Source organism: Acidimicrobiales bacterium, from assembly GCA_036378675.1.
GTDB lineage: Bacteria > Actinomycetota > Acidimicrobiia > Acidimicrobiales > Palsa-688 > DASUWA01.
In genome coordinates, this window is record DASUWA010000013.1 from 176,090 (window position 1) to 188,048 (window position 11,959).

General features: G+C 65.2%; 10 protein-coding genes. 7 read left to right on the forward strand and 3 right to left on the reverse strand.

Annotated elements, in window-relative coordinates:
* Positions 1-2: 2 nt before the first annotated feature.
* Complete coding sequence (locus VFZ97_05465) at positions 3-1,535, forward strand: acyl-CoA synthetase (GenBank protein ID HEX6392868.1); 1,533 nt, start codon at positions 3-5, stop codon at positions 1,533-1,535.
* Positions 1,536-1,562: 27 nt separating this feature from the next.
* Here the strand turns inward: VFZ97_05465 and VFZ97_05470 are convergent, their stop codons facing one another.
* Positions 1,563-2,045 carry a carboxymuconolactone decarboxylase family protein gene (locus VFZ97_05470; protein ID HEX6392869.1) on the reverse strand — a complete coding sequence of 161 codons (483 nt, stop codon included), beginning with the start codon at positions 2,043-2,045 and terminating at the stop codon, positions 1,563-1,565.
* Between the two features lie 340 nt (positions 2,046-2,385).
* On the opposite strand from VFZ97_05470, the gene VFZ97_05475 reads away from it, so the two are divergent.
* A complete protein-coding gene (locus VFZ97_05475) occupies positions 2,386-3,042 on the forward strand; it encodes a peroxiredoxin (protein ID HEX6392870.1) in 657 nt (218 codons plus the stop codon).
* 97 nt (positions 3,043-3,139) lie between these two features.
* The gene (locus VFZ97_05480) at positions 3,140-4,033 is read left to right on the forward strand and encodes an SDR family oxidoreductase (protein HEX6392871.1); all 894 of its coding nucleotides are present in this window, start codon (positions 3,140-3,142) and stop codon (positions 4,031-4,033) included.
* 13 nt (positions 4,034-4,046) lie between these two features.
* Here VFZ97_05480 and VFZ97_05485 read toward each other — a convergent pair whose 3' ends face one another.
* A complete protein-coding gene (locus VFZ97_05485; GenBank protein ID HEX6392872.1) occupies positions 4,047-4,334 on the reverse strand; it encodes a MazG nucleotide pyrophosphohydrolase domain-containing protein in 288 nt (95 codons plus the stop codon).
* Between the two features lie 50 nt (positions 4,335-4,384).
* Positions 4,385-5,125, reverse strand: a complete 741-nt coding sequence (locus VFZ97_05490; GenBank protein ID HEX6392873.1) for a pyrimidine reductase family protein — start codon at positions 5,123-5,125, stop codon at positions 4,385-4,387.
* 88 nt (positions 5,126-5,213) lie between these two features.
* On the opposite strand from VFZ97_05490, the gene VFZ97_05495 reads away from it, so the two are divergent.
* The 4 genes from VFZ97_05495 (at position 5,214) to VFZ97_05510 (ending at position 11,769) form a co-directional block, all read left to right on the forward strand.
* On the forward strand, positions 5,214-6,101 hold the full coding sequence (locus VFZ97_05495; GenBank protein HEX6392874.1) for a patatin-like phospholipase family protein: 888 nt from the start codon (positions 5,214-5,216) through the stop codon (positions 6,099-6,101).
* A gap of 83 nt (positions 6,102-6,184) precedes the next feature.
* Positions 6,185-6,607 (forward strand): PAS domain-containing protein, encoded by a 423-nt coding sequence (locus tag VFZ97_05500; protein ID HEX6392875.1) that lies wholly within the window; start codon positions 6,185-6,187, stop codon positions 6,605-6,607.
* The gene (locus tag VFZ97_05505; protein ID HEX6392876.1) at positions 6,604-7,470 is read left to right on the forward strand and encodes an MBL fold metallo-hydrolase; all 867 of its coding nucleotides are present in this window, start codon (positions 6,604-6,606) and stop codon (positions 7,468-7,470) included. Before VFZ97_05500 ends, VFZ97_05505 begins: the two co-directional genes overlap by 4 nt.
* Positions 7,471-7,515: 45 nt before the next feature.
* Positions 7,516-11,769 carry a DEAD/DEAH box helicase gene (locus tag VFZ97_05510; GenBank protein ID HEX6392877.1) on the forward strand — a complete coding sequence of 1,418 codons (4,254 nt, stop codon included), beginning with the start codon at positions 7,516-7,518 and terminating at the stop codon, positions 11,767-11,769.
* The last annotated feature ends 190 nt before the right edge of the window (positions 11,770-11,959 follow it).

Genomic DNA, 11,959 nt, shown 5'->3' on the forward strand with positions numbered 1-11,959 from the left:
TCGTGAACATCTCCGACCACGCGGCCAAGACGCCCGATGCGCCGGCGCTCGTTACCTCTGAAGGCAAGACCGTCTCGTATGGCGAGCTGTACGAGCGAAGTCAAAAGGTAGCGGGCGCCCTCTACTCGGCTGGTCTGCGCCGCGGGGATGCCGTCGCCCTGATGCTTCCGAATCGGCCCGAGTTCATCGAGGTGACCTGGGGTTGCCAGCTCTCCGGCCTGTACTACACGCCGGTTAACACGCATCTCACCTTCGACGAAGTCGCCTACATAGTCGAGGACTCGGAAGCGAAAGCCGTCTTCATCGACGAGTCGATGGCCCCGCTCGCTTCCCAGCTTCTCGGCCACATGCCCGGAGTCAGCACGCGGATCATCGTCGGCGACACGGCTCCGAGCTGGATGGCCTACGAAGACGTTCTCAATGGGGCGGGTGGGACCCCTGAACCGTCGGACGGCAGCGAGATGCTTTACTCGTCTGGCACCACCGGGCGCCCCAAGGCGGTGCGCCGTCCGCTTCCTGCGGAGAACGGTTCCTGGGCGCAGTCGGTCCTGGAACTGGCTCTGCTCCACCGTTACGGGATGACGGCTTCCAGCGTGTACCTCTCGCCGGCACCTCTTTACCACGCGGCCGGGGTGAACTACACCATGGCGGTGAACCGGGTCGGAGCGGCTTCGGTCCTGATGCGGAAGTTCGATCCCGAAACCGTCCTCAGGCTGATCGAGCTTCATCGCGTCACCCATGCGCAGTTCGTGCCGACGATGTTCGTGCGGATGCTCAAGCTGCCAGAGCAGGTCCGTGCGAAGTACGACGTCTCGTCTCTCCGGTGCGTGCTCCACGCCGCGGCGCCATGCCCGGTCGATGTCAAACATCAGATGATGGATTGGTTCGGTCCGATCATCCACGAGTACTACGGCGGGACCGAGGGCTTTGCGGGAACCACGATTGGTCCCGAGGAGTGGCTCGCCCATCCCGGTTCGGTCGGCAAGCCTCTCACCACGGTTCACGTACTCGATTCCGGGGGAGAGGGGCTTCCTCCGGGCTCGCCGGGAGAGATTTACTTCGAGGGTGGACCTGACTTCGAGTATTTCAAGGATCCGCAGAAGACCGCCTCGGTGTCCAACGGGAAAGGGTGGCGCACGCTCGGCGACGTCGGCTACGTGGACGACGACGGGTACCTCTACCTCACGGACCGCTCCACGTTCATGATCGTCTCCGGTGGCGTCAACATCTACCCGCAGGAGATCGAGAACCTCCTGGTGATGCACCCCAAGCTCGCCGACGCTGCTGTCTTCGGCGTGCCGAACGACGAGTTCGGCGAGGAGGTCAAGGCCGTCGTCCAGCCTCTCGACGGTGTTGCCCCCGGTCCGGACCTGGCCGCCGAGCTGGTCGAATACTGCCGGGCGCATCTGGCGTCATACAAGTGCCCCCGCAGCGTCGATTTCGATTCCGCCCTGCCTCGGGATCCGAACGGCAAGCTCTACAAGAGGCGGATTCGCGATCGTTACTGGCAGGGAAAGGCGTCGCGAATCTTGTAGCCGGGACAGCGGGTCGGAATGGCCGGCTCAGATGTCGATCGCGCAGCTCGAGTCGATTCCGAGAACTTCGAGCGCCCGCCCGAGGCCCAGATACACGGACACGCACATGGTCAAGTCCAGGATCTCCTGATCGCTGAAGCTTGATCGCAAGCGCGCGAACAGGTCGTCGTCGATCTCGCGATGGTTGGCCGCGAAGCGCTCAGCGAACTCGATGGCGAGCCTCTGTCGCCGGCTGTATCCCGGATAGTCCGACGCCTCATCGAGGTGCTCGTACAGATCCTCGGTCACTCCAGCCGCCAGCACGGAGGGTGCGCGGAAGTTCGAGCACGCGCTGCACGCGTTCAACTGGGCGATGCGCATGCGCGCCACTTCCCGCTCCTCGGGGGGAAGGATGCTGCGCTGATAGACGGTCGAGATCATTCGCTCGACCATGGAGCCCATCTCTGGGCGCAGCGTCCAGATCATCGACGCTTCGCCGCCGGGACCACTTGGAATGCCGATTCGGGCCATACGAGGGATCGTAGGCAAGTAAAGCCGGGATCGCGTCGCGCCGAATTCCTAAGTGCCTACTTTTGGTCCACCCAAAGACCTGGCAGCGATAATGCTGGCGGGTGACCTGGGACTCGATTTGCAGGGGTCTGCCCTTGAGAACCCAGGCCACCCACCTAGTTTTTTACCAGCCGTGCGTGGGCGGTTTGGGTGATCCACCGACGGCGCCCCCCGATTGGCGGCAGAGTAACGGCGGGCCGGAGTGGCATGATCTAGCCGTGAGTGAAGCGAGAATCGGCCTTGACATCGGGGTTGGCGAGAGGGTGGACTCGTGAAAGCTCGAACGAACAGGAGGCTTTCCATGTCACTGGCAATCGGCGACACTGCTCCGGACTTCGAAGCCCAGACCACCGAAGGACCCATTCGCTTCCATGAATGGATAGGTGACTCGTGGGCGGTGCTGTTCAGCCACCCGAAGGATTTCACCCCGGTCTGCACCACCGAGCTCGGGTACATGGCGAGGATCAAGCCGGAATTCGACCGGCGCGGTGTCAAGGTCATCGGACTCTCCGTCGACTCGACCGGCGACCACGAGCAATGGGCGAGAGATATCGAGGAAACCCAGGGGACAGCCCCCAACTACCCGATTATCGGTGACTCGGATTTCAACGTCGCCAAGCTCTACGGGATGCTCCCGGCCAGCACATCCGGCGAGGCCAAGTCGCGTACCCCTGCAGACAATCAGACGGTCCGGAACGTCTTCGTGATCGGCCCGGACAAGAAGCTCAAGCTGATCCTGGTGTACCCGATGACCACCGGCCGGAACTTCGACGAGGTACTTCGCGTCATCGACTCGCTGCAACTCACCGCAAATCACCGGGTCGCTACTCCTGTCAACTGGAAGCCGGGCGAAGACGTGATCATCTCCGGCTCTGTCTCGAACGACGAGGCCAAGAAGGTGTTCGGGAGCTGGAAGGAGCCGAAGCCGTACATCCGGATCGTCCCCCAGCCCGACTGACCCCGGACGAAGCGGTTTGCGGTCATCGTGAAGCGGAACGCCGGCTTGCTGTCGTCGGCTATGTTTCCGCCCGATTAGATCGGGAGGGGATGCCCCAATGAACACGCTTCAGGACAGGGTCGCGATCATTACCGGCGCCGGCCGGGGGATCGGGCGCGAGCACGCGCTCCTATTTGCGGCGGAAGGAGCGAAGGTCGTCGTCAACGACCTCGGCGGCGATCGGGACGGTACCGGCGCGGACGCTTCGCCGGCACAGCAGGTGGTCGACGAGATCAAGGCGACCGGCGGCGAAGCCATCGCAAACCACGACGACGTGGCCGATTTCGAAGGGGCGCGACGGATGGTCCAAAGCGCCATCGATACCTATGGCGACCTTCACGTCCTCGTCAACAATGCCGGCATTCTGCGCGACCGGATGCTCGTCAACATGACCGAGGAGGAGTGGGACGCGGTCATCCACGTTCACCTGAAAGGTCATTTCGCGCCGCTGAGGCATGCCGCGGCCTACTGGAGGGAGCAGTCCAAGGCCGGGCACGAAGCGAAGCGATCGGTGATCAACACCTCTTCGACGTCAGGCTTGTTCGGGAACGTCGGCCAGACCAACTACGGCGCAGCGAAGATGGGTATCGCCGCCTTGACGATCATCTCGAATTGGGAGCTTGGCCGTTTCGGCGTCCGAGTGAATGCCATTGCTCCGGCCGCGTACACCCGTCTCACCGCTGATCTCAATCCGGACCGTCCGTATGAGCCCGGCGGGCCGATGGACCCGGCGAACATTTCGCCGTTCGTCGCTTATCTCGCCACCGAGGAGTGCCCGATCAACGGCAGGTGCTTCTTCGTGTTCGGCGGCCAGGTTCACCTCTTCCAACCGTTCGCACTCGTCGACAAGATCGAGAAGGACGGCCGGTGGACGGTTCCGGAGCTCGAGAAGGAGGCCGCCCGTTTCGCGGACGTGCCGTTCAACCTGAACAATCCGTTCCGCCCCGACTGAATCGATCCTGGGGTCAATCGTCAGAGCAGCGGCATGGACTGCTCGAGCATTTCGGGCAGCCCGCGGAGTAGCGGGCCACTGCGTCGTCGAGGCGAAGGTCGAGCTGGTTCGCCAGCGAGGCGACCCAGGCGAGAACGTCGGAAAGCTCATGAAGCTGTTCCTCCTTGGTCCCTTTTCGAACCGCGCGTGCGAGCTCTCCCATCTCTTCGGTGAGCCACGCGACCGTCGCCGTGGTGCCGCGAGCCTCGTCTCGTTCACCGTACGTCTCGAGCATCAGCCGTTGTAGCTCTGCCAGTTGCACCGTCGAGACCCTAGGTGAACCGCGGAAGCCCGTCGCGAAGGCACACGCCTTTAGCGGCGAACTGCGAATCTGTAGAAGTAGAACCCGTCCTGCTCGAGAAGGTGGACAGGATCCAACTCGAGCGGCACCGACAGCTCGGGACCGGCAAGGATCCGGGGTCCGTCCCCAGCAACAATCCGGGGAGACAGGGTCACGCACAGCTCGTCGAGCAGACCTGCGTTGACCACGTCCGCGTTGAGGCCCGGGCCGCCTTCGAGCAGCACCGACCGGTACCCGCTCCCGTAGAGGTTGGCGATAGCTTCTTCGAGATCCACGTTGTCTTCGCCGGCGAGAACCAACTCCGCCGCGTGCCCCGCCCTCTCGCGCGCGCCGGGATTGGTGCCAGTGGTGGTGACCACGATGGGGCGCTGCTCGGCCTCGGTGAAGAACGGTGATGACCAGTCCAGGTTGCCGGATCGCGTGACCACTGCAATGGGCGGGACCGCCGGCTGCCCCCGTTCCTTTCTCTGATTGCGGAGATCCTCGTTCAGTACCGCTGGGCCGTAGCCCTCCGTCCTCATGGTCCCTGCGCCGACCAGGATCACATCCGCGAGCGACCGGAGAACTTGGAACACCATGCGGTCCGCCGGACCTCCGAGCGTGCCAGATCTGCCGTTCAGGCTGATCGCGCCGTCAAGGCTGGAGATCATGTTGCACCGGACGAAAGCCCGGCCCGGGACCTGTGACCGTCCGACCGCGTAAGCGTCGGTGATGTCTACGTTCGCGGCTGCGATAGGCAATAGAGCGCGCATAGATGATGGTCGAGCCCCAAATCTACGCGCTTGGGGCATGTAAACGCAGAGGCCGCTGTTGTAACCGGCGGGTTTGGAAGGAGTTCTGATGGGTTCCGAGCGGGTTGCCGAGAAAGTGTTCGTCCTGAATGGCGGCGGTAACCTTGGCGCGGTCCAGGTGGGCATGCTCCAGGCGCTTCTCGAAGCTGGCATCAAGCCAGATGCGGTTGTGGGGACGTCGATCGGAGCCCTGAACGCAGCTTTCCTCGCCGGTCACCACGATCTGGCAGGCATCGAGGAGCTGTCGGAGCTGTGGTCCTCCGTCCGCCGGCGCGACGTGTTCCCGATGAGCATTCCCGCTCTTGCCAAGGGTGTGTTTGGGCACCAGCCCTTCATCGTCGAGTCGCTCGGATTGAGGAGCCTGCTGATGCGGGCGAACTTCGGCTTTGAGCGCCTCGAGGAAGCACCGATCCCAGTGCGCGTGATCGCGACCGACCTCGAGACCGGTGACGCAGTGGTGCTCCGCTCCGGAGACACCATCCGTGCGTTGCTGGCCAGCTCGGCCATCCCTGGGGTGTTCCCCACCGTCGAGATAGACGGCCGTACCCTCATCGACGGGGGCATCGCGGCGAACACCCCTATTGCCCAGGCGGAGGATTTCGACCCGTCCGAGATCTACGTTCTTCCGACCGTGCCGGCAAGCCATCTCCCGCCACCGGGGAACGCGATCTTGATGATGCAGCGGGCGATGGCCCTTTCTGCTCATCCGGGCGAGCAGCGAGCTGTAGCGGAAGCCTCGTCGCGGCGCACCGTCCGGATCCTCCCGGTGCCGGCGGCGGCCGGCAAGCTGTCGATCTTCGACTTCAGGGTGACCAGGCAGTTGATCCGAGAGTCCTACGTTCTCGCAGCTTCGTGGCTGGAAGGCGGCGCGTCGTCGCCGACCTCAGGACAGCTGCACACCCTGACAGCCACGAGCCCTTCTCTCGCCACTGCATAGATCTCAGCCCCGCGACAGACGTCCGCCGGCCCTACGTTTCTCTTTTTCAATAGCGGCTTCTGCTTGCGGTAGCGTCCGTCGGCATGACCGAGTCTGGGGGCGGATCGGGCGCGACACACAAGAAGAGCTTGCAGCTCATCCTTGCGAGAGAGCTTGCGGCCAATCTCGCCACGCCGATGTTCCTCATCGACGAGGAGGGCATGCTCGTCTACTTCAACGAGGCGGCGGAGCTGATGCTCGGGCGAACGTTCGCGGAGGTCGGGCAGATGACGGCCAACGAGTTCGGTACCAAGCTGCAGCTGGCCGAGCTCGACGGCTCGCCGATGCGCCGGCGGGATTCGCCCGCGGGGGTTGCCTTCTTGCAACGCCAGCCATCCCACCGGACGGTGCTCGCCACTTCTCTCGACGGGTCGAGGAGACCGTTCGAGGTGACGGCGTATCCGTTATTCGGAAAGGTCGGAGAGATGCACGGTGTGCTCACGGTCTTCTGGGAGGCCGACCGATGAAGGTGCGGATCTGGGGTTGCAGGGGATCGCTTGCCACGCCGGGACCCGAAACGGTTCGCTATGGAGGCAACACGTCCTGCGTCGAGGTGCGGGGGAGCGACGGGCAGATCCTCGTCTTGGACGCCGGGACGGGCATGCGCCCCCTCGGCATAACCATGATGGACGAGTCAACTCAGCCGGTACACGTCCTGCTGAGCCACCTGCACCTCGATCACTTACAGGGACTCGGGTTCTTCCGACCGCTCTTCCAGCCGGACCGTGAAATCCACATCTGGGGGCCGTCCTCACCGGTACAGCCGCTGGCCGACCGGATCGCCACCTACCTGTCGCCGCCGTTGTTTCCCGTCCGGCTCTCCGACGTACCATCGAAGCTCTACTTCCACGACGTTCCCGACGAGCTGGTCGCGATCGGAGGCTTCAACATCCGGGCCGAGCTGGTCACCCATCAAGGCCCGACAGTGGGATACCGGATCGAGGAGGGCGGGCGCAGCGTCGTTTACATGCCCGACCACGAACCCGGCCTCGGTCACGGGCTAGAGGGTCGCTCGGCCGAGTGGATCAGCGGCTACGACCTGGCGTGCCGCGCGGACGTTCTCCTGCACGACGCTCAGTACACCGACGACGAGTATCCGGCCCACGTCGGCTGGGGGCACTCTTCGGTCGGGCACGTGGTGGACTTCGCCAAGAAGGCTGAAGTGAGTCATCTCGTGTTGTTCCATCACGACCCGTACCATCCCGACACCGAACTGGAGGATCTCGTGTCCACGGCGCGGGAGGTATGGGGCACATCTGAGGGTCAGGTGCTCGCGGCGTGGGAGGGCATGACCGTCGACCTGACCGGCGAAGAAGTGGTCGCATACTGATCTTTCAGGATCAACGATGTCCTAGTTGCGGCGTACCATCCACGAATGGTTTTGGTTGGAGACGGCCAGGCGAGCCTCTGGCCGGAAATCCCCTCGGAGGACCCCGCCGTCGACCTGGCGCCCGTCCGGCTGCAAGGGGGTGGAGATACGACGTTCCACCCCGCGGTGGCGGAGTGGTTCCGGAGGCGTTTTCCCGAGGGCCCGACCGAGCCGCAGTCTCGCGGATGGGAGCTGATCTCGGACCGCAGCGACACGCTCATCGCCGCGCCGACCGGATCAGGAAAGACCCTCGCCGGGTTCCTCGTCGCCATCGATCGCCTCTACCGCGCCCACGCGGCGGGCGTCGACGTCGAAGTGGGAACGCGGGTCGTGTACGTGTCTCCGCTCCGGGCGTTGGCGGTTGACATCGCCGAGAACCTCGAGCGGCCCCTGGCCGAGATCGCCGGGATTGCCGGTGAGATGGGGTTTGAGGCGCCTCACATCCGGGTCGCGGTGCGCACCGGCGACACCACCAGCTCCGACCGGTCGCAGATGCTTCGCCGGCCGCCAAGCTTTGTCGTCACCACCCCGGAGTCTCTCTATCTCCTCGTGACCGGCTCGCGTGGCAGAGAGGCGCTGCGACGGGTGGAGACGGTCATCGTCGACGAGATCCACGCGGTCGCGCGCGACAAGCGAGGCGCCCACCTCGCTCTCACCTTGGAGCGGCTGGAAGCGCTGTGCGACGCGCGCCCTCAGCGGATCGGTCTGTCCGCGACACAAAAACCTCTTGAAACGGTGGGGCGGCTGCTCGTCGGGGGTCGGGAGCTTCCGTCCGTCGTCGACGTCGGGCACCGCCGAGACATGGACCTGGCCATTGAGCTTCCCGACGGAGAGCTCGAGGCGGTCGCGTCGCACGAGCAGATGTCGGATGTTCTTGATCGCGTCGCGGACCTGGTCCGGCAGCATCGCACGACGTTGGTATTCGTCAATACCCGCAGGCTCGCGGAGCGCCTTGCCCACCAGCTCGGGGAGAGGCTCGGGGATGACGTGGTCGCTGCGCACCACGGCAGCCTTTCCAAGGAACGCAGGTACAGGGTCGAGTCCAGGTTGCGCGCCGGGGATCTCCGCGCTCTGGTTGCGACCGCGTCGCTCGAGCTCGGGATCGACATCGGTCCCGTGGAGTTGGTGTGCCAGATCGGCTCTCCTCGAAGCATCGCAACCTTCCTGCAGCGCGTCGGGCGCAGCAACCACAGCCGCGGCGGAACTCCGAAGGGCCGGCTGTACCCGATGACGCGCGACGAGCTCATCGAATGCACGGCGTTGTTGATTGCGGTCCGCTCCGGGAATCTCGACGCCATCGAGCTTCCCCGCGTCCCGTTGGACATCCTTGCCCAGCAGATCATCGCCGAGGTCGCAGTCAAAGAGTGGGACACCGCGACCCTCTTCGACGTTGTTCGCAAGGCGGCCCACTACAACGAGCTGAGTTTGGAGCAGTTCAACGAAGTCCTGTCGCTCGTCAGCGCCGGGATAGAGACCGGGCGAGGACGGCGTGGCGCCTACGTCCATCACGACTCTGTCAACGGCGAGCTCCGGCCGCGAAAAGGAGCGCAGCTGGCCGCGGTGATGTCCGGCGGAGCGATACCCGAGACCGGTGACTACCGGGTGGTCGCCGACCCCGATGACACGTTCGTCGGAACCGTCAACGAGGACTGGGCCGTGGAGTCAATGGCCGGGGACATCTTCCTCCTCGGCAGCCATTCCTGGCAGATCCGCCGCGTGGAGCCTGGGATCGTTCGGGTTCGGGACGCCGGCGACACCCCGCCGACCGTTCCCTTCTGGCTGGGTGAGGCGCCGGCGCGCACCGCGGAACTCTCCCGGGAGGTCTCGTCGCTTCGAGTTCGCATCGACGAGTTTCTCGCGGCGGGTGACCCTGACGGTGCGCGCAGCTGGCTCGAAGAAGCGGCTGGTGTGCGCGGCGACGCGGCCACCATGATCGTCGACTACCTGGCCGTCGCCCGGGCGGTGCTCGGGGTCATGCCGTCGCAGGAAAACCTGGTGCTCGAGCGTTTCTTCGACGACACCGGCGGCATGCAGCTCGTTCTCCATTCGCCTTACGGTGGCAGGATCAACCGCGCGCTGGGCCTGGCGCTGAGAAAGAAGTTCTGCAGAACGTTCAACTTCGAACTGCAAGCTGCCGCCACCGACGACGCGGTCATCCTGTCGCTTGGCCTCACCCAGAGCTTCGCTCTCGACGACGTCCCCCGATACCTGTCGAGCAAGACTGTCCGCGAGACGCTGGAGCACGCCATCCTCGACTCGCCGATGTTCCAAGCGCGGTGGCGATGGAACCTTAACCGGTCTTTGATGGTCCTGCGGTTCCGTAACGGCCGGCGCAACCCTCCTCCCATCCAGAGGATGGAGTCAGACGACCTCCTCACTGCGGTCTTCCCTCAGGCTGCGGCCTGCCAGGACAACGTCGCCGGACCGGTCGAGATACCCGACCACATCCTCGTCCGCCAGACGATCGACGACACCCTCCACGAGGCGCTCGACGTCGATGGCGTGCAGGGGTTGATCGAGCGGATCGAGTCGGGGGCGGTCGCTGTCCACTGCTGCGAAACGACCGAGCCGTCGGTGTTGGCTCACGAGATCGTGACGGCACGGCCCTATGCGTTCCTCGACGACGAGGAGTTCCAGAACAGGCGGGTCAACGCGGTGAGGCTGCGGCGCGGACTGAGCGTCGACCTCTCCGCCATCGGAGCGCTCGACCCCGAAGCCATTGCCCGGGTGCACGAGGAGATCGAACCTACTCTCCTCAGCGCGGACGATCTGCACGACCTGCTCTCGTCGCTTATCGCGATCAGGCCACGCGAAGAATGGCAGCCGTTGTGGAACGAGCTCGTAGAGCGTCGCCGGGTGCGGGGCCTGTCGCAGGCTGGAGAAGAGCTCTGGTGCACGGCGGAGAACTTCGCCGACGCCGTCGCCGCATTCACCGGGGATGACGACGAGGCGGCTGCGCGCTTGGTGCGCGGGCATCTAGAGCTGTCCGGAATCATCACCGCGGACCGTTTGTCAGAGGCGACGGGCCTGAAGCCGACCCGCGTCGCGGTGGCGCTGGCGGTCTTGGAGCACGAGGGCCAGGCCTTGCAAGGGCGCTACTCGCCTGACGCAACGGGAACGGAATGGGTTGCACGCCGCCTTCTTGCTCGGATGCACAGCTACTCGAGGCGTTCGCGACGCGAGTCGGTCGAGCCGGCCACCGCGCAGGACTACATGCGATTCCTTCTTCGGTGGCAGCACGTCTCTCCCGGCACGCAGCTCTCAGGGGAGCCCGGTCTCGCCACGGTGATCGAGCAGCTGCAGGGCTTCGAGGCCGCGGCGGTGGCGTGGGAGCCGGAGCTGCTGGGACGCCGGCTCCGCCACTACGACCCCGCTTGGCTGGACCACCTTTGCCACGACGGTGAAGTCGCCTGGTTGCGGCTCATCCCCCGGGCTCGTGCCGACGACGACGGACCGATGGTCGGGCCGTCGAAGGCGACGCCGATCTCGGTTGTTTTCCGTGGGGACCTGGCGTGGCTGCTCGAGGGGGCCCGGGCCACGCCATTCGGCGAGCCGACAGTGGGCGCCACCGCCGAGATAATCGGAGTCCTTCGCCGTCAAGGCGCGTCGTTCGCGTCCGAGCTCGGGGCCGCGTTGCACCGCCTTCCCGAGGACATCGAGCGTGGCCTGTGGGATGGCGTCGCCAGGGGCTTGATCATGTGTGACGGCTTCGCCGCCATCAGGGCGAGGGTGGGCGGGTCACGCGCCAACTCGGCACCCGTCAGCCGCCGGATGTCGCGGTTGGCCAGGGCGCGGCGGGAACCGACCTCCGGATCCGCGGGGCGGTGGGCGGTGGTCCCGGCGCATTCCGCGGCCGGCGGGGCCGGTGTTGCCGGCCAAGAAATGGATCGCGAGGATCTCGCCGAGGCCGTCGCCGAGCAGCTGCTGAACCGCTGGGGGGTTCTGGTGAGGGACCTGGCGGTTCACGACTCGCTCAAGATCCCCTGGCGCGATCTGCAGTGGGCCCTGAGGCGGCTCGAGGACAGGGGCCTGGTGCGCGGCGGGCGCTTCGTCACTGGGTTCAGCGGCGAGCAGTACGCGCTACCGGAGGCCGCCGATCAACTCGACCGAATGCGGAAGACACCCAGGACGGGCGAGCGGGTAGTCGTCAACGCGACCGATCCGCTGAACCTAGTCGGTGTCGTGCTGCCGGGTCCGGCAGTTCCGGCAGTCCGGACCAACAGGGTCGTCTACGTCGACGGGATCTACCGCAATGAGTGATCTCGGGCGGCAGTGAGGACGCAGCACTGCTTGGTCGAGTGAGTGCGGCGGCCGAGCCCCAAGGGGCCAGGGACTCGGCCGCCGCTAATCGTCGAAAGTTCCGGCGGCGGGGTCTGAGGGTCGCTTTTACCTTCCGACGACTGCATCCGGCGGCGCGGCTGGTGCTGCCTCACGCTCGCCCGGTCCGATG

Bases quoted from the DNA above. Each gene is read 5' to 3' on its own strand.
- VFZ97_05470 (HEX6392869.1), bottom strand. From the start codon at position 2,045: ATGGCCCGAATCGGCATTCCAAGTGGTCCCGGCGGCGAAGCGTCGATG.
- VFZ97_05475 (HEX6392870.1), top strand. From the start codon at position 2,386: ATGTCACTGGCAATCGGCGACACTGCTCCGGACTTCGAAGCCCAGACC.
- VFZ97_05480 (HEX6392871.1), top strand. From the start codon at position 3,140: ATGAACACGCTTCAGGACAGGGTCGCGATCATTACCGGCGCCGGCCGG.
- VFZ97_05490 (HEX6392873.1), bottom strand. From the start codon at position 5,125: ATGCGCGCTCTATTGCCTATCGCAGCCGCGAACGTAGACATCACCGAC.
- VFZ97_05495 (HEX6392874.1), top strand. From the start codon at position 5,214: ATGGGTTCCGAGCGGGTTGCCGAGAAAGTGTTCGTCCTGAATGGCGGC.
- VFZ97_05500 (HEX6392875.1), top strand. From the start codon at position 6,185: ATGACCGAGTCTGGGGGCGGATCGGGCGCGACACACAAGAAGAGCTTG.
- VFZ97_05505 (HEX6392876.1), top strand. From the start codon at position 6,604: ATGAAGGTGCGGATCTGGGGTTGCAGGGGATCGCTTGCCACGCCGGGA.
- VFZ97_05510 (HEX6392877.1), top strand. From the start codon at position 7,516: ATGGTTTTGGTTGGAGACGGCCAGGCGAGCCTCTGGCCGGAAATCCCC.